The sequence below is a fragment of the Actinokineospora sp. NPDC051303 genome (assembly GCF_055586285.1).
Map to the genome: position 1 here is coordinate 253,818 of NZ_JBVJIN010000001.1, position 16,838 is coordinate 270,655.

A 16,838-nucleotide genomic window follows, 5' to 3' on the forward strand; every position below is an offset into this window, starting at 1 on the left:
CGGACAGTTTGCGGGATCGGGACCAGCGCACGGAAAGCGAACCTCCTAGAAAGAGGGAACCCGGGGGACCGCCGTCATCGGCAGGCGGCTGGGGTAGGCGGCGGAGGTGAACTTTACGCCCACCGGTTTCCCGGCCACCGGCACCAGGCGCCACCGGGCCGCGACGGTGGCCAGGGTGATGACGATCTCGGTCTGGGCGAAGACGTTTCCCATGCACTGGCGGGTTCCCGCGCCAAACGGGACGAACGCGCCGCGCGGCAGGTCCTTGGCCCGCTCTGGGGACCAGCGGTCCGGGTCGAACCGGTGTGGCTCAGGGTAGGACGCCGGGTCGTAGTGCAGGGCGTGCGGGCTGACGATCACCTCGTCGCCCGGCGCCAGGCGCACGCCGTCGAGGTCGACCTCGGTGTTGGCGCGCCGCATCAGGATCCAGATCGGGTACATCCGCAGGACCTCGTTGACGACCTGCGTGGTGTAGACCAGTTTCTGCACGTCGGCGAAGGTGAGCGGACGCCCGGCCAGCACCTCGTCCACCTCCGCGTGCAGCCGCCGCTCCACCTCGGGGTGGCGGGCGATCTCGTGGAACGCCCAGGCGAGCGCCAGCGCGGTGGTCTCGATCCCGGCGGTGAGCAGGGTGAGCACTTCGTCGTAGGTCTGCTGGTCGGTCATGCCCGCGCCGGTCTCGGCGTCGCGGGCCAGCAGCAGCATCGACAGCAGGTCGCCGTGGTCGGCGCCGTCGGCCCGCCAGCTCGCGATGACCTCCAGCACGATCCGGCGCATCCGCTCGATGGCCGCGTCGAACTCCCGGTTGCCGGGAATGGGCAGCTTCTCCACGAACCCGGGCGACAGCGCGCGGACCATCCCCTGCTTGATCACCACGAAGATCGACCGCCGGGCCTCATCGATCGCGCGCTTGCCCATCTCGGTGGAGAACAGGGCTTCGCCGACGATGGTGACCGCGAGGCCCTGCATGTCCTCATCGATCGCGCGCTCCTGCCCCGGCCGCCACGACTCGGTGAGGTCGGTCGCCGCCGCGACCATCGTCTCGGCGTAGCGGGCGATGCGGTCGCGGTGGAACGCGGGCTGGATCAGTTTGCGCTGCCGCCGGTGGAACTCGCCATTGGACAGCACCAGCCCGTTTCCCAGGTAGGGGCGGAACTTGTCGAACATGGCGCCCTTGTCGAAGCTGGCCCCGTCCGCGGCGAGGACGCGGTGCGTGAGCCGAGGGCTGGTCACGAAGTACGTGCGCATCGGCCCGAGGTAGACGGTCACCACCTCGCCGTGCTCGCGCAGGCCCGCGGTGAAGCCGAACCGCCTGCGCAGCATCGCCGGGGTGTGGCCGAGCACGGGCCACCGGCCGGGCGCTACCGGGACAGGCATCGTTACTCCTCGCGACGATAGCGGGCGGCAAGGCCACAGTAGGGACCGATCGAGTGAACTCAATAGCGCCCAAATGGGTGGAAGATGATCACTGCGATGCGCTGTGGGTGTGAGAATTGCGTGCTCGCTAAGCTCATTTGTCCGCGACACGAGAGGGGTTCGCCATGACGGCACGGGATTGGGTCCCGCTGGATGTGGATGTCTCCGTCCCGAGCATGGCGCGCACCTACGACTTCATGCTCGGCGGCGCGCACAACTTCGCCGTCGACCGCGAGGTGGGCGAGCGGATCGAGCGCGCGATGCCCGGCCTGCGCAACGCCGCCCGGGTCAACCGGGCGTTCCTCGGCCGGGTGGTGCGGTTCATGACCGACCAGGGGATCCGCCAGTTCCTCGACATCGGCTCGGGCATCCCCACCGTCGCCAACGTGCACGAGGTCGCCCAGGCCCAGCACCCCGACTGCCGGGTCGTCTACGTCGACCGCGACCCGGTGGCCGTCGCGCACAGCGAACTCATCCTGGCGGGCAACGACCGCGCCGCCGTCCTGCACGCCGACATGCGCGACCCCGAGGGCATCCTGTCCAGCCCGGAGGTGCGCGGGCTCATCGACCTCGACCAGCCGGTCGGCCTGCTGATGCTGCTGATGCTGCACTGGGTGCCCGACGAGTCCGACCCGGTGGGCCTGATGGCGCGCTACTGCGCCGCGCTCGCCCCCGGCAGCCACCTGGCGATCACCCACGTCAGCGGCGACCACCAAGGCGAGAACCTGTCGGCGGCGACGGACGTGATCAAGCGGAGCAACAGCCCCGACCAGGTGACCCTGCGCACGCACGCCCAGGTGACCGAGCTGTTCGCCGGTCTGGAGCTGGTCGAGCCGGGCCTGGTCGGCTGCGGCGAGTGGCGGCCGACGGGACCGGGGGACATCGCCAACGAGCCGGGCATGAACATGCTGGTGTACGCGGGAGTCGGGCGGAAGCCCAGCGCATAGACATGCCGGACATGCCGGAACTGACCAACAGACAGCCCGACGGGACACCGCAGCGGCCGGACCCGGAACGGGCGCGGGCGGCGTTGGCCCGGAAGTGGGCCTACCTGCTCAGCGGCGTCGTCGTCATCCCGCTGACCGCCCACGACCTCGACCAGGAGCTGCGCGGCCTGCTGGACGCCCTGTGCGCCGGGCTGCTCGCCGAGCCGCCGACCCGCGCCGCGGAAGAGGTGGGCGAACGGCTGGCCGCGTTGGGGTACCTCGGCGAGGCGGGTCTGCGCTGCACGACCGAGGTGTTGGGCAAGGGACTGCTCGCGCTGCCGGAGTTCCAGCCCGTCGAGCGGTTCGCCGCGCGCGTCGTGGTCGGGATGGGCGCGCTGACGACGGGCTACCTGGCCGCCGACCGGCGCGCGCTGCTGGCGCAGCAGGAGCACATGCACCTGACGCTGCTCAAGGCCGTCCGGGACGCCAAGTGGAATCTCAAGGAGAGCGAGGCGCGCTTCGCCGAGGTCTCGACGCTCTCCGCGAACGGCATCATGATCGTCGGCCTGGACGGGCGGCTGCTGCGGGCCAACGTCGCGATCGGCGAGATCCTGGACTACTCGCCAGCCGAGCTGACCGGGACCTCCCTCTACGACCTGGTGCACCCGGAGTCCGCCGCGTCGCTGCGGGAAGACGTGCTGGCGCTGATCGACGGGACGCGAGACCGGATCAGGCAGTCGCAACGCCTGCTGCGCAAGGACGGCGACATCGCCCGGATCTCGCTGACCGCGTCGGTGCTGCGCGGCGTGGACGACCAGCCGAGCCACCTGGTCGCGGTGGTCGAGGACGGCACCGAGTTGATGCTGCTGCAGAGCGAGTTGCGGCGGCAGGCGCTGCACGACGTGCTGACCGGCTTGCCGAACCGCCAGTTCTTCGGCACGCACCTGGAAAGCGTGCTGCGCCGCGTCGACCCGGCCTACGGCATCACCCTGTTCCAGTTGGACGTCGACGCGTTCGGCCTGGTCTGCCACGGCCTCGGCAGGCAGGCGGGCGAACGGCTGCTGGTCCACGTCGCGCAGCGGCTGCGAGCCGTCCTGGCGGACGAGACGGCCATGATCGCCCGCTTCGACGGCGACGAGTTCGGCGTCGTGCTGGAGAACTCGGCCACCACCCCGGCCGTGGAGACCATCGTCGCCGCGATCAACCGCGAGCTGGCCGGACCGTTCTATGTGGACGGTGTCGGCCTGAGCGCGGTGGCCAGCGTCGGCGTGGTGCACCGCCCGTCCGGCGACCTGGACCCGGCTGAGCTGCTGCGCGCGGTGGACGCGGCGCTGCGCCGAGCCAAAACCGGGCGGCGCGGCCAGTGGGAGCTGTTCCACCCCGACCAGGACGCGCGGGACCGGCGCGGCGCCGCGCTCGCCGTCGCCATGCCCGGCGCGTGGGAGCAGGGCGAGATCAGCGTGCGCTACCGCCCGGCGGTCCACCTGGCGGACGGCAGCGTCGCGGGGGTGGAGGCGCTGCTGCGGTGGGACCGCCCGGACGCGGACCCGCTGCCGCACGGCGCCTGCCTGGACCTCGCCGAGCGCACCGGCCTGACCCTGCCGCTGGGCGAGTGGCTGCTGCGGGTGGCGGGCGGCCAGGTCCAGTGGTGGCGCCAGCGCGGTTTCGATGTCCCGCTGGCCGTGGGCATCACCGCCTACCAGGCCGCCGACGCCGACCTGGTCTCCCGCGTCGTCGGCGTCCTTGGCGACACCGGCCTGCTGCCGAACCAGGTGGTGCTCGGCGTCCCCGTCGGCGCGCTCGCGGTCCCCGAAGCGGCGGACAACCTCACGGTGCTGCACGACATGGGCATCGGCACCGCCCTGGACGACTTCGACTTCGGCCCTGACGCCATGGCCGCCATCGAAGACCTCCCCACCTGCTGCGTCCGGGTCGCGAGCCGAGTCGTCCGCCGCCAGGCGACCACCGGCGGGCCGGTCGCCAGCGCCCTGCTGCCCATCGTCCTCGGCGCGGGCGCAACCGTCATCGTCGACGGCGTCGCCACCGACACCGAAGCCACTTGGTGGCGCTCTGCGGGCGCCAGCATCGCCACCGGCGACCACGTCGGCGGCGCCTGCCCACCCGGCGACATTCTCGCCCGGTTCGCGTCCGGCTGACCGCGGTGCCCGAATCCGTTTGGCGTAGAACGGGTTCGGCGAACGTCACTACCGGAAGCCTCGGTCGTCAGGTGATTGGCGTAGGACCGTGGCTGATCAGGAGTTCGTTGGGTTTTCGCTTTCCTATCACGGAAGAAGACCCGCCGATTCACCACCCGCGGTCACCGCCGTCGTGACTCCCGGCCGTGGCAGCATGGGTGAATGGTTCCCACCGCCGTCGCCCGCGCCGTCGACCGTTACCTGGTCGTCGCGGACCGACTGCTGCCGGGACGGATTACCGGCTTCCATCTGGTCGGTTCGGTCGCGCTCGGCGCATGGCGGCCGGGCGCCAGCGACATAGATTTCGTCGCGGTGACTCGTGACCGCCTCGGAACCGGCGAACTGTGCCGCCTGCGGCTGCTCCACCCGATCGGGAACTGGGACGCGGGGGGCCGCGCCGTGGTGCGCCGCACACCCGCCATTCCGGGCACGATGAACGGTGTTTTCGTGGCGGCGGGGGATCTCGCCACGCCGGTGACCAAGATTCGGCCGGTGGCCGCGCATACCGGCAGAAGATTTCACCGCGGTCGGGCCTTCGATGTGAACCCGGTCGTCTGGCGAATCCTTCTGGACCGTGGGATCACCGTGCGCGGGCGGGTCTCAGGTGAACTCGGACTGGACCCGGAGCCCGCGGCGCTGTCCAGATGGAACATGGACAATCTGAACGGATACTGGCGCTCCTGGGCCGATCGGGCGCAGGCCAGGAAGCGCCTGCCGATCGCGCGCCGCTGGTCGGTGGACGGCGCGGTGTCCTGGGGTGTTCTCGGCCCGTCCCGTCTGCACCGGACTATTGCCACCGGTGAGATAGTCTCGAAAGAGGACGCGGGCGAATACGCTCTTGACGTCTTCGCCGCCCGCTGGCGGCCGCTGATCCGCGCGGCCCTCGCCTATCGGCGCGGTGAGCCCGCGCCCGCGAGCCTCGGGCCGTCGCTATCGGACTCGGCCGGTCGAGTTCGGCTGACCGGCGAGTTCGTCGGGGAGGTAATAGCCGACGCGAGTAGGCTATGCCAGTTCACCCGACCGGTGGAGCCCGGTTCGGAGAACCAGTGAGATCGGGCACGTGGGCCGTGCGCTGTACTGACTGCCCGCGTTAACGATCCGAATATCCTTCATCGCGGAGACCGGTTGTTCCTATAAGGACTATCGGGTAATGTCCGCGCTATCGCCGAGTGGCGGAATCGTCGGCGACACCACCGAGGCAGTGAGGGAACATGGCGCAGCGAACCATCGTCGAACTTGTCGACGACCTGGATGGCACTATCGGCGACGACATCAGCACGATCAGCTTTGGTCTCGACGGCGCGCAGTATGAGATCGACCTCACGGAGGCGAACGCCGAGCGGCTGCGCGAGATCCTGGACGAGTTCGCTTCGGCCGCGCGGCGTATCGGGGGACGGGCGAAACGCGCGTCGGTGAAGTCCTCGGGCACTTCGGATGCCCGCAACAAGGAACAGACCAAGGCCATTCGGGACTGGGCGCGGCAGAACGAGTACGAGATCTCCGGTCGCGGCCGGATCCCGTCCTCGGTCATCGAGGCATTCGAGCAGGCGCACCAGCCCAAGCCCAAGAAGGGCAAATAAGCACCGGACGCGAGCGCTTCCGACAGCCTGGGGCGAACCCACCCGACCAGGGAGGTTCGTTAAGATGCGAAGGCTGTCGGAAGGCTTGACGAAAGGGTGCACGTGACCGCCAGAGTCGAAACGTTCGAGTTCCAGTCCGAAGCGCGGCAGCTGCTGCAGCTGATGATCCACTCGATCTACTCGAACAAGGACACGTTCCTGCGCGAGCTGGTGTCCAACGCCTCAGACGCGTTGGACAAGGTGCGGTTGGAGGTGTTCCGGGACAAGGACCTGCGGGTCGACACCGACGACCTGCACATCGCGATCGAGGCGGACCAGGAGAACCGCACGCTCACCGTGCGGGACAACGGCATCGGCATGAGCCGGGACGAGGTCGTCGCGCTGATCGGCACGATCGCCAAGTCCGGCACCGCGGAGTTCCTGCGCAAGCTCAAGGAGTCGCAGGACGCCGCGGGCTCGCAGGACCTGATCGGCCAGTTCGGCGTCGGCTTCTACGCCAGCTTCATGGTCGCCGACAGGGTGACCCTGGTGACCCGCCGCGCGGGCGCGGACGAAGGCGTGCGCTGGGAGTCCGAGGGCGCGGGCACCTACACGATCGAGCCTGCCCCGGACGCGCCCCAGGGCACCTCGGTCACGCTGCACCTCAAGCCGGAGAACGCCGAGGAGCAGCTGCACGACTACACCTCCCGCGCGAAAATCGTGGAAATCGTCCGCCGGTACTCGGACTTCATCACCTGGCCCATCCGAGTGCCCTCGGCGGACGGCGGCGAGCTGGAGACGGTCAACTCCCGCAAGGCCCTGTGGGCGCGGCCGCAGAGCGAGGTGACCGAGGAGGAGTACACCGAGTTCTACAAGCACGTCAGCCACGACTGGACCGCCCCGCTGGAGACGATCCGGATCGCGGCCGAGGGCACCTTCGAGTACCAGGCGCTGCTGTTCATCCCGGAGCGGGCGCCGCTGGACCTGTTCATGCGCGAGCGCAAGCGCGGCGTGCAGCTCTACGTCAAGCGCGTCTTCATCATGGACGACTGCGAAGAGCTGATGCCCGAGTACCTGCGCTTCGTCAAGGGCGTGGTCGACGCGCAGGACCTCTCGCTCAACGTCTCCCGCGAGATCCTCCAGCGCGACCGGCAGATCCAGCTCATGCGCAGGCGCCTGGTCAAGAAGGTGCTGTCCACGGTCAAGTCAATGATGGCCGACAAGGCCGAGTCCTACGAGACCTTCTGGCGCGAGTTCGGGCGCGCGGTCAAGGAGGGGCTGCTCGACGACTTCGAGAACCGCGACGCCATCCTGGAAATCTGCTCCTTCCCGTCCACCCACGACGCCGAGCGCCAGACGACGCTGGCCCAGTACGTGGAGCGGATGAAGGAGGGCCAGGAGCACATTTACTACATGACCGGCGACTCGCGGGTGGCGCTGGAGAACTCGCCGCACCTGGAGGCGTTCCAGAGCAAGGGGTACGAGGTCCTGCTGCTCACCGACCCGATCGATGAGATGTGGGTCGGCGCGGTCCCCGAGTTCGACGGCAAGGCGCTGCGCTCCATCGCCAAGGGCGAGGTCGACCTCGACACCGAGGAGGAGAAGGAGGCCGCCAAGCAGCGGGAGGAGGAGTTCGCCGACCTGCTGGCCTGGCTGCGCACCGAACTCGCCGAGACGGTCAAGGACGTCCGCCTTTCCGCCCGGCTGACCACGTCCCCGGCGTGCGTCGTCGGCGACACCTACGACCTGACCCCGAACCTGGAGAAGATGTACCGGGCGATGGGCCAGGAGATCCCCCGGATTAAGCGGGTCCTCGAACTCAACCCGACCCACCCGCTGATCACCGCGCTGCGCGCCGCGCACGCCAAGGGCGAGGACAACGCCGACCTCGCCAGCGCGGCCGAGCTGGTCTACGGCATCGCCCTGCTCGCCGAGGGCGGCGAGCTGCCCGACCCGACCCGGTTCATCCGCCAGGTCACCGACCGGCTGGAACGCACCCTGTAGTTCGCGGACGGCCGGTGCTCAGCGCCGAGCACCGGCCCGGCGAAGATCCCCAGGCGGACGCGCCTACCCCCGTGGTTGGACGGGAATCTCCATCCCCAGGTAGATGAACCCGGTGTGGTTCGCCACTACGTTTCGGTCGCACGCGATGGAAGCGGAGTTTGGGGGAGAGATGCGATTGTTTCGCGATGGGGGTTTTATCGCAAGAAGCCGGGTGCGCGCCGCCGTGGCCGCCGCGCTCGGCGCCGTGACGCTCGCGGTGGTGACCGCGGCCCCCGCGGGAGCCGTCCCGCCGGTGGACGCGCCGAACAGCGGATTCGGGATCACCGTGACCGGGTGGCAGCAGGTGGGTTCGGAACCCGCGACCGATGTGCGGCTCTACGAGGTCACTGTGACGACCGCGGCGATTTACCGTCCCGGCGTCAATCCCACGCAGGGCGTGGTGCCGATCCGAACCCGAATCCTGCTGCCAGCGAATTACGGGCTCGACCCAGCGCGCCGCCACGACGTGCTGTACCTGCTCCACGGCGGCGCTGGGGGAGCGGAGGACTGGTCCAAGCAGACCGGCGGCGACGCCGTGGACATCGTGCGCGCCTCCTCGTTCGACGGCATCGTCGTCATGCCCGAGGGCGGCTACACCGGCTGGTACAGCGACTGGCACGGGGTCACCGACGGCCGTTTCCGGCCGGACTGGGAGACCTTCCACATCGAGCAGTTGATTCCGTGGGTGGACGCCAATTTCGCCACCGACGCCAGTCGCGGCGGGCGCGGAATCGCCGGGGTGTCCATGGGCGGTTTCGGCGCCCTCAAATACGCGGGCAGGCACAGCGACCTGTTCTCCGTCGTCGGCAGCTTCTCCGGCGGCACCAACCTCAAGGACGGCTGGGCGCAGGACATCGTGGCCGACTCCGGTTGGCAGACCGGCGCCGCCATTCGCGGCGTCAACCTGCTCGACGGGACCACCCGGGTCAACCTGTACCGGCCGAGCGGCGTCATCGAGCCCGACCAGAGCCTCCAGCGCGCCTATCGCCTGACCACAATCCTCGGCCCGACCACTGACTGGCCCTCGGTCAACCCGCTCGATCTCGCCGCGGCCGAGCGGTTCGACCCCTACGACGGCAGATTCGCCCTCTATTCCGGCGGAAACGCCGCGACCCCCGGCGGCGCCCCGTCCGGCGAACTCGACATGGGCGCCTCGAACAACGTCTTCCACGCCAGCCTGAACAGCCACGGCGTGACTCACCGCTATTGCACCGGCCCCGGCGCCCACACCTGGGACTTCTTCCGCAACGACTTCACCGACTTCCTGGAATACGCCTACGGCGCACCGCCCGCGACCTGCACCGCCAACACCGACTGGACCAGCAGGCCGACTGTGCCGTGAGCGGGCCGGAACCAGTTCGGCCGGGGCGACATCGAGTCGACCTGCTGGGGAAACAATGGGAATGCTGAGGGGCATCGAGTGAGTGAACCGATTTTCGGGTTCGACGGCGCGCGGACCGAAGGAGAACTGGAGCGGTGGGCGGCGGCCGTGGCCGCGAAAGCCGAGCGTTACCAGGATTTGCAGCAGCAGGTCACCGCTGTCACGGCGACTGAGTCGTCCCGGGACGGGGTCGCCACCGTCACCGTCGACTCCTCGGGCGCCGTGCTGGACTTGCGGATCACCGACCGGGCACGGGATATGTCCGGCGCCGAGGTCGCCACGCTTGTGCTGAGCACGATGCGGAGGGCACAGGCCCGGATCGCCGACGAAGTGGCGCGGATAACGCGGCGCACGGTAGGCGACGACCCGGAGACCGCCGACGCGATCGTGTCGTCCTACCGGCAGCGTTTCCCCGAGCCAGAGCCGGACGCGCCGCAGGGCTACCGCCCCGACCAGGAGCGGCGCATCGGCTATCTCGACGAGGACGAGGAGTGGTGAAATGCCTGACGGATACGACGTTCTGCCGGATGAATTGCGGGCGCACGCCGACCGGTTGGACGGATTGCGCGACCGGTTGGGCACCGCGCTCGACGCCGCCAACCAGGTCGCGCTCGGCGACCAGGCGTACGGCGTGATCTGCCAGTTCTTCGTGCCGATCGTGCACGCGGTGAGCGACCCCGGCGTCGCGGCGCTGCGGCAGGCCACGACCGCCCTGGGCGAGACCGCGGGCGGCGTGCGCGGCTCGGCGACCGACTACGACAACGTCGAGCAGGCCAATACCCGGCCCTTCAGCGGAAGGGGCTGAGCGATGCCGGACGGAAACCCGCTTGTCGCGCCACGGCAGGACTCGACCACCGCGTACAGCGGCATCGGGATCGCCGAGTCCGCCATGGACGTCTACCACGGCGTCGAGAACAAGTCGTGGCTCGAAGGCGGCCTCGGAGTCGTGGGCACCGGCCTGGAGACCCTGTCGCTCGCGCTCGACCCGGTGGGGACACTGCTGCAGTACGCGGTGTCGTGGCTGATGGAACACGTCAAACCGCTGTCCGACGCGCTGGACTGGCTGGCCGGTGACGGCGACCAGATCGCGGCGTACGCGCGGACGTGGAAGAACGTCGGACAGGCCACGAACGTCGTCGCGGGCGACTTCGCCGCCGAGGTGACGAACGGGACCTCGGGCTGGGAAGGGCCCGCGGCCGATGCGTACCGGACATGGGCGAAGGGCCAGCAGGAGCAGATCACGGCTGCGGCCACCGGCGCGAACACCATCGGCACGGTTGTCGAGGTGGTCGGCATGCTGGTCGGTGCCGTCCGCGAGATCGTCCGCGACCTGGTCGCCGAGTGCGTCGCCACCCTCATCGCCCGGATTCCGCAGTGGATCGCCGAGATCGGCGGCACCCTCGGCATCGCCACGCCACACGTGGTGAGCGCGGCGTGCGCGCTGATCGCCAAATGGGTCAACCGAATCAAGGACTTCATCGTCAAGCTCACCCGGTCGCTGGAGAGACTCCGGCCGATCATGCGCAGGCTCGGCGAGATCTGGGACGCGATCCGCAAGGGGCTGTCCAAGGCGCCCGATGGCGCCCCGAGCTCGCCCGATGGGGCGCGACCGGTCAAGTCCACCGACGTCGCCCCGTCGCCGGGAACCGCGAGCCCGAACAGCACGAGCCCGAACAGCACGAGCCCCAGCGGCACGAGCCCGTCCGGCACCACGTCTGTGGACCCGGTCAAGTCCAGCCCGTCAGGCGGGACGAGCCCGGACACGACCAGCCCGGACGTTCCCGGTGGCGCCCCGTCGGTCCGGCCCCCGGGCCAGGGCGGCTGGGGCGGTGGTGGCTACGTGCGCCCGCAGGACTCCACGCCCGAGGCGATGGCCGCCTACGAACGGATCCGGAACTCGCCGCAGGACGTGGCCCGCATCGCCGAGAACACCGGCCTTGACCCGCGGATTCTGGAGGAGGCGCGGCAGAACCTGTTCGTCCGTGAGCATGACGTCGCCTACGGTCCTGGCCAGGAGAACCTCGAACACGGCCGGTTCACCCCGAGCCAGGATTACTCGGACCTGTGGGACGCGGCCAGGAATGGCACCCTCACGACGGATCAGTACCACCAGTTCCGGTCGCTGATGGCGCACGAGTACGTGGAATCACGGCTGATGCGGGAGGCGAATCTCCCCTACCTGTCGTCGTCCCCGAGCGCATGGGGCGATCTCGGCACTCAGTGGGACCCGGACAACCCCGGCGCCCACCTGCTGGCGCCGCGGTCCCTCCAGGCGAATCCAAACGCGGATCTGCTGGGACACTGGCCGCGCTACGGGCTCACCCCGCCGCCCGGCGGTATCGCGCCCGACCTGTCCAACCTGGACGATGTAGTCCGGGCAGCACGAGAAGGTCTCAACCGATGACGCACACCCAGCGAACGCTGCGCCGACTGCTCGCCGTCGACTGGACCGACGAGCAGGCCGCCTTCGACCGGGTCGGGTCCCGCGGCCACCTGTTCGCCGAGTACCTGCGCCGGACCGCGCTGTGGGTCGAGGCGCTGGGCGCGGGCGACGACTGGCCATTCGCCGACGTCGCCGCGCACGTCGCGCCCGGCCTGCGGGCCGACCCCGCCGTGCTCGCCGAACTGTCGGGTATAGCCACCCACATTTCCTGGCCTCCGGTCCGCAGAACTGTCGAGTCGGCCCTGCACTGGGCCACCGTGCTCGACACCCCCGGCGTGCGGCTGCCGGACCTGCCCGACCCCTACGAGCCGCTGCTGCTGATGTTCGAGCGAGGCGGCGCGTTCACCACCGAGCACGGCTTCGTGGATGTGGGTGCGCAGATGATCCCGGTGAAATCCTGGCCGGAACGGGCCAAACCGGACCCCGTGGTCGCGCTCGACCCGGCGACCTTGGACGCGCTGGACGGCTAGGGCCTGTCCGCTCGTCGTCGCGCCTGGCCCCGGCGCGACGACGAGCGGCCGACCCTGGCGAGATCGGCTCGGTCGTGGCCGGACGTCGGTACGATCATGGGGTGATCCGCAGCGTCCTGTTCGGCTCGTCCGGTCCGCCCGCGGGCTTGGCTGAGGCGCCGGAGCCGGAGCATTTCCGCGACCTCAATCTCGACCAGGTCGCCGTCGCCATCGCCAGGGACAACGCCGATCTCCCGCTGACACCGTACTTCCGCCTGGCGCTGCGCGATGTCGGCTTGGTCCGCGCGCGGCAGCAGGTGTTCCGCGATCTTGAGGACGCCGAGACACGGGCGGTGGTCGAGCGGTTCACCTCGGCCATGAGCCGGATGCGGCGGCGGCTGGAGATGCTGGCCAAGGTGCGGCACGCGCCGCAGCGGCAGCGGTGGTTCCTCGATGTCGTGCTCACCCACGTCGAGACGCTCGACGCGTTCGCCGCCGAGACGCACCGGGTCGCGCTCGCGTCCCCGGCGCTGCGCGGGATGCGCGACGACCTCGACGCCCACACCGCCTCCGAGGCGTTCGGGGCGCTGCGGCGGGCCGCCCGGGATCTGCGCGACCGGCTCGACGCGGTGCGCTACGACATGCTCTTGCGCGACGGGCGGGTCACCGTGGCCCCGCATGCGCCCGCCGCCGCCGACTTCACCACCCGCGTGCTGGACACCTTCGCCCGGTTCGGCGGACGCGCGCCGCGCGACTACCGCAAGGACCTGTCCGCCGACCTGGGCCTGGACGAGGTCGAGGCGAGTGTGCTGGACCTGGTGGTCCGGCTGTTCCCGGAGGTGTTCGGCGACCTCGCCGCGTTCGCGGCCGACCACGCCGACTTCGTGGCCGCCGACGTCGCGCGCCTGGACCGGGAGCTGCGGTTCTGTCTGGCCTACCTGTCCTGTCTCACGCCCCTGCGCGCCGCCGGGCTGCCCACCTGCTACCCGGAAGTCTCCGACACCGACAAAGACCTCATGGCCCACGACGTGTTCGACCTCGCGCTGGCCGTCGACCTCGTCGCCCGGGGCGAGCCGGTGGTGTGCAACGACCTGCGGCTGACCGGCGACGAGCGGGTCCTCGTCGTGTCCGGCCCCAACCAGGGCGGCAAGACGACTCTCTCCCGGGCGTTCGGCCAGCTGCATCACCTGGCCGCGTTAGGCGTTCCCGTGCCCGGCAGCCAGGCGCGGGTGTTCCTGCCGGACCGCGTCCTCACCCACTATGAGCGGGCGGAAAGCCTGGACACCCTGTCCGGCAAGCTGGAGGACGAGCTGCGCAGGCTGCGCGTGCTCATCGACCAGGCCACGCCGGACAGCGTCGTCGTCCTCAACGAGATCTTCGCGTCCACGACCTCGCGGGACGCCCAGGCGCTCAGCAAGGCGGTCCTGGACACCCTGGTCGGCTTGGGCGTGCGGTGCCTGTGGGTGAGCTTCGTGGACGAGCTGGCCCAGCTCAACCCGGCCGCGGTGAGCATGGTCAGCCTCCTGGCGAGCGAGGGCGACCTGACCCGCAGCTACCGGGTCGTGCGCGCGCCCGCCGACGGCCGCGCCTACGCCCACGCCGTGGCCGAGCGGCACGGCCTGACCTACGCCCAGCTCAGCGCCCGGATCGCCAGATGAGACCGCACCTGATGTCCCCCGACGGCGACGTCGAGGCGCCGCCCCCGGCCGACCTGGCGGACCTGGTCGAGGACTTGGAGCTGGAGCGGCTGTGGACGGCCATGGCCCGCGGCGACGAGGTGCTGTTCGCCCTGGCCAGGACCGTGACCCTGACCCCAGTCACCGACCCAGCGGTCATCACCCACCGCCAGCGGGTGCTGGACGACTGCCTGCGCAACACCGCGTCCGTGCGCGCCCTCTACGACCTCGCCCGCGACGCGGTCGCCGCCGAGGGCAGGCTGCTGCGCAGCGCGTTCACCGGCCGCCCGGAGCCGCTGCTCAACCGGTCGGTGCAGGCGCTGGAGCTGTTCGGCGGCTTCCTGCGCGCGCTGCGGCGGCTGGCCGAGGAGCATGCGGCAGGCTTCCACTCCGCTGGTTTCACCGCGCTTTTCCGCGCTGTCGGCGCCGAACTGGACGACGGCTACCTCGGCGAGGTGGACGCGCTGCTCGCCCAGTTGCGCTTCGAGCACGGCATCGTGGCCACCGCGCGGCTCGGCCCGGGGAACAAGGGCGTCGACTTCGTGCTGCGCGAACCGCCGGGCAAGGGCCGAGACTCCTATCCGGCCCTGCGCAAGTCCAAGCTGAGCCACACGGTGACCGGCCGCGACGATTCCGCTTACCGCGCGCTGAGCGAACTACGGAACCGCGCGCTCAACGAGGTCGCCAACGCCGCCGCCCAGTCCTCCGACCACGTGCTCGACTTCTTCCGCGCGCTGCGCGACGAACTCGGCTTCTACCTCGGCTGCGTCAACCTGGCCGAGACCCTGGCCGCGTTGGGGGTGCCGTTCTGCTGGCCCGAGCCCCGGGACCCGGCTGAGCGGGCCTGCTCGGCGCGGCGGCTGTCGGAGCCGTGCCTGGCCCTGCGCCTGGGCGACGCGGTGGTGGGCAGCGACATCGACGCGGACGGCCGCGGCCTGATCATGGTCACCGGCCCCAACCAGGGCGGCAAATCCACGTTCCTGCGCGGCGTCGGCATCGCGCACCTGATGATGCAGTGCGGCATGTTCGTCGCCGCCGACCGGTTCCGCGCCTCGGTCGCCCATGGCGTCTTCACGCACTACAAGCGGGAAGAGGACGCCACCATGGCCAGCGGCAAGCTCGATGAGGAGCTGGCCAGGATGAGCGCCATCGCCGACCGGATCACCCCGGGCGCGCTGCTGCTGTGCAACGAGTCCTTCGCCGCCACCAACGAACGCGAGGGTTCCCAGATCGCCGCCGAGATCATCGCGGCCCTAACCGACGCGGGCGTCCGCGTCGTGTTCGTCACCCACCTCTACGACCTGACCACCCGAATACGCGCCGACTACCCGGACCGCTGCCTGTTCCTCCGCGCCAACCGCCGCCCCGACGGCTCCCGCACCTTCCACCTCACCCCAGGCGAGCCGACCCTCACTGCCCACGGCACCGACCTGTACCGACGGCACTTCAGCTGACCCGGCTACGGACGCGGACGAACCCGGGACCAAGATCGCCGCCCACGGGTACGAGTCGCCGCGACGCAGCGCGCGCACAGAACCAGCGGCCGGTCGGTGGTGTCAGCCAACCAACGGGCATCGGCCCACGACACGTGCGGAAACCGATCAAGCCCCGCCCGATGCAATGACACCCCGCACAGCGCCTCATTACGCCCCGGCAACCAGGCGTGCGTGTCACCCCCGGGCTGACGCACCCCATCCTCATCCCGCCACATGCTCGACGCGGCGACTGCCGGCCCCCGGCTCATGGGACTCCGTGAAATGCGTGCTGAATCAAGACGGCCTCCGAACCGAGGGTGCCCACCTGGGCGGGCGCGGACACCCGCCCAGACCGGGTTTTCCGTGCCGTCAACCGGCTAGCGCAGGTTGTCGTTCCGGTTCGATCTCGTGGGGCGGCGTTTGCGGTGCCGGGTCGAGCGACTGCCGGTCCCCGCTCATGGGACCACGTGGAAGGCGTGCTGGGTAAAGGCGGTCTCCGGGCTGGGGTGCCTGCCGGGGCGGGTGCGGATACTCGCTCAGGTCGGGTTTCCGTGTGGTCAACCGGCTAGTGCGGGTTGTTGTTCCGGTTCGACCACCCGGGGCCGCGTTTGCGCGGGCCGGGTGACTGCCGGTCCCCGGCTCGGGGTCACGTGGAAGGCGTGCTGGGTCAAGGTGATCTCAGGGTCGGGGGTGCCCGCCGGGTGGGTGCGGACACCCCTCCAGGCCGGGTTTCTGTGTGGTCAGCCGGCTAGCGCGGGTTGTCGTTCTGGTTCGACTTCGTGGGGCGGCGTTTGCGGTGCCGGGTCGAGCGACTGCCGGTCCCCGGCTCGCGGGTTTCTGTGGGAAGGTGTGCTGGGTCAAGGGGTCTCCGGGCCGGGGACGCCCGCCTGGGCGGGCGTGGACACCCGTCCAGGCCGGGTTTCCGTGCGGTTAACCGGCTAGCGCGGTTGTTTTTCCTGTTCGGCCACCCGGGGCCGCGTTGCCCCACTGGGCCGAGCGACTGCCGGGTCCCCGGCTCGTGGGGTTTATGTGGAAGGCGTGCTGAGTCAAGGCGACCTCCGGACCGGAGGTGCCCGCGACACCCGTCCAGGCCGGTTTTCCGTGTGGTCAGCTGGCCAGTGCGGGTTGTCGTTCTGGTTCAACCACCCGGGGCGCGTCTGCGCGGCCTAGCGACTGCCGGTCCCCGCTCATGGGGCCGCGTGAAAGGATGCTGAGTCAGGTGGCCTCCGGGCTGGGGTGGGCGTGGACACCCGTCCAGGCCGCAGTTTCCGTGCG

The 16,838-nt window shown here is 70.2% G+C and carries 13 protein-coding genes; 12 read left to right on the plus strand and 1 reads right to left on the minus strand.

The window, feature by feature from the left end; translation table 11 throughout:
- Positions 1–45: 45 nt before the first annotated feature.
- Positions 46–1,377 (minus strand): cytochrome P450, encoded by a 1,332-nt coding sequence (locus ACZ6SD_RS01135; protein ID WP_465314848.1) that lies wholly within the window; start codon positions 1,375–1,377, stop codon positions 46–48.
- 164 nt (positions 1,378–1,541) lie between these two features.
- Between ACZ6SD_RS01135 and ACZ6SD_RS01140 the strand changes: the two genes are divergently transcribed.
- From ACZ6SD_RS01140 to ACZ6SD_RS01195, 12 genes are all read left to right on the plus strand, one after another.
- Positions 1,542–2,363, plus strand: a complete 822-nt coding sequence (locus tag ACZ6SD_RS01140; protein ID WP_465314849.1) for an SAM-dependent methyltransferase — start codon at positions 1,542–1,544, stop codon at positions 2,361–2,363.
- Positions 2,364–2,365: 2 nt separating this feature from the next.
- On the plus strand, positions 2,366–4,498 hold the full coding sequence (locus ACZ6SD_RS01145) for a putative bifunctional diguanylate cyclase/phosphodiesterase (RefSeq protein ID WP_465314850.1): 2,133 nt from the start codon (positions 2,366–2,368) through the stop codon (positions 4,496–4,498).
- A 201-nt stretch (positions 4,499–4,699) separates the two neighbouring features.
- Complete coding sequence (locus ACZ6SD_RS01150; protein ID WP_465314851.1) at positions 4,700–5,587, plus strand: aminoglycoside adenylyltransferase domain-containing protein; 888 nt, start codon at positions 4,700–4,702, stop codon at positions 5,585–5,587.
- 161 nt (positions 5,588–5,748) lie between these two features.
- Positions 5,749–6,117: a histone-like nucleoid-structuring protein Lsr2 gene (locus ACZ6SD_RS01155; RefSeq protein WP_465314852.1), complete on the plus strand. Its 369-nt coding sequence runs from the start codon at positions 5,749–5,751 to the stop codon at positions 6,115–6,117.
- Between the two features lie 102 nt (positions 6,118–6,219).
- On the plus strand, positions 6,220–8,100 hold the full coding sequence (gene htpG, locus ACZ6SD_RS01160) for a molecular chaperone HtpG (protein ID WP_465314853.1): 1,881 nt from the start codon (positions 6,220–6,222) through the stop codon (positions 8,098–8,100).
- Positions 8,101–8,311: 211 nt separating this feature from the next.
- A complete protein-coding gene (locus ACZ6SD_RS01165; RefSeq protein ID WP_465314854.1) occupies positions 8,312–9,481 on the plus strand; it encodes an alpha/beta hydrolase in 1,170 nt (389 codons plus the stop codon).
- Positions 9,482–9,559: 78 nt separating this feature from the next.
- Entirely contained in the window at positions 9,560–10,018 is a 459-nt protein-coding gene (locus tag ACZ6SD_RS01170) for a YbaB/EbfC family nucleoid-associated protein (protein ID WP_465314855.1), read from the plus strand.
- A gap of 1 nt (position 10,019) precedes the next feature.
- Positions 10,020–10,325 carry a type VII secretion target gene (locus ACZ6SD_RS01175; protein ID WP_465314856.1) on the plus strand — a complete coding sequence of 102 codons (306 nt, stop codon included), beginning with the start codon at positions 10,020–10,022 and terminating at the stop codon, positions 10,323–10,325.
- Positions 10,326–10,328: 3 nt separating this feature from the next.
- Positions 10,329–11,924 (plus strand): WXG100 family type VII secretion target, encoded by a 1,596-nt coding sequence (locus ACZ6SD_RS01180; RefSeq protein WP_465314857.1) that lies wholly within the window; start codon positions 10,329–10,331, stop codon positions 11,922–11,924.
- Positions 11,921–12,433, plus strand: a complete 513-nt coding sequence (locus tag ACZ6SD_RS01185) for a hypothetical protein (protein ID WP_465314858.1) — start codon at positions 11,921–11,923, stop codon at positions 12,431–12,433. The genes ACZ6SD_RS01180 and ACZ6SD_RS01185 overlap by 4 nt, the downstream gene beginning before the upstream one ends.
- Before the next feature lie 101 nt (positions 12,434–12,534).
- Positions 12,535–14,070, plus strand: coding sequence for a MutS-related protein (locus tag ACZ6SD_RS01190; RefSeq protein ID WP_465314859.1), 1,536 nt, complete (start codon positions 12,535–12,537; stop codon positions 14,068–14,070).
- A complete protein-coding gene (locus ACZ6SD_RS01195; RefSeq protein ID WP_465314860.1) occupies positions 14,067–15,542 on the plus strand; it encodes a MutS-related protein in 1,476 nt (491 codons plus the stop codon). Before ACZ6SD_RS01190 ends, ACZ6SD_RS01195 begins: the two co-directional genes overlap by 4 nt.
- Positions 15,543–16,838: the final 1,296 nt, after the last annotated feature.

Excerpts from the sequence above, each read along its gene's own strand:
- ACZ6SD_RS01175 (WP_465314856.1), top strand. The coding sequence starts at position 10,020 with ATGCCTGACGGATACGACGTTCTGCCGGATGAATTGCGGGCGCACGCC.
- ACZ6SD_RS01150 (WP_465314851.1), top strand. The coding sequence starts at position 4,700 with ATGGTTCCCACCGCCGTCGCCCGCGCCGTCGACCGTTACCTGGTCGTC.
- ACZ6SD_RS01185 (WP_465314858.1), top strand. The coding sequence starts at position 11,921 with ATGACGCACACCCAGCGAACGCTGCGCCGACTGCTCGCCGTCGACTGG.
- ACZ6SD_RS01155 (WP_465314852.1), top strand. The coding sequence starts at position 5,749 with ATGGCGCAGCGAACCATCGTCGAACTTGTCGACGACCTGGATGGCACT.
- ACZ6SD_RS01140 (WP_465314849.1), top strand. The coding sequence starts at position 1,542 with ATGACGGCACGGGATTGGGTCCCGCTGGATGTGGATGTCTCCGTCCCG.
- ACZ6SD_RS01145 (WP_465314850.1), top strand. The coding sequence starts at position 2,366 with ATGCCGGACATGCCGGAACTGACCAACAGACAGCCCGACGGGACACCG.
- ACZ6SD_RS01180 (WP_465314857.1), top strand. The coding sequence starts at position 10,329 with ATGCCGGACGGAAACCCGCTTGTCGCGCCACGGCAGGACTCGACCACC.
- ACZ6SD_RS01195 (WP_465314860.1), top strand. The coding sequence starts at position 14,067 with ATGAGACCGCACCTGATGTCCCCCGACGGCGACGTCGAGGCGCCGCCC.
- ACZ6SD_RS01135 (WP_465314848.1), bottom strand. The coding sequence starts at position 1,377 with ATGCCTGTCCCGGTAGCGCCCGGCCGGTGGCCCGTGCTCGGCCACACC.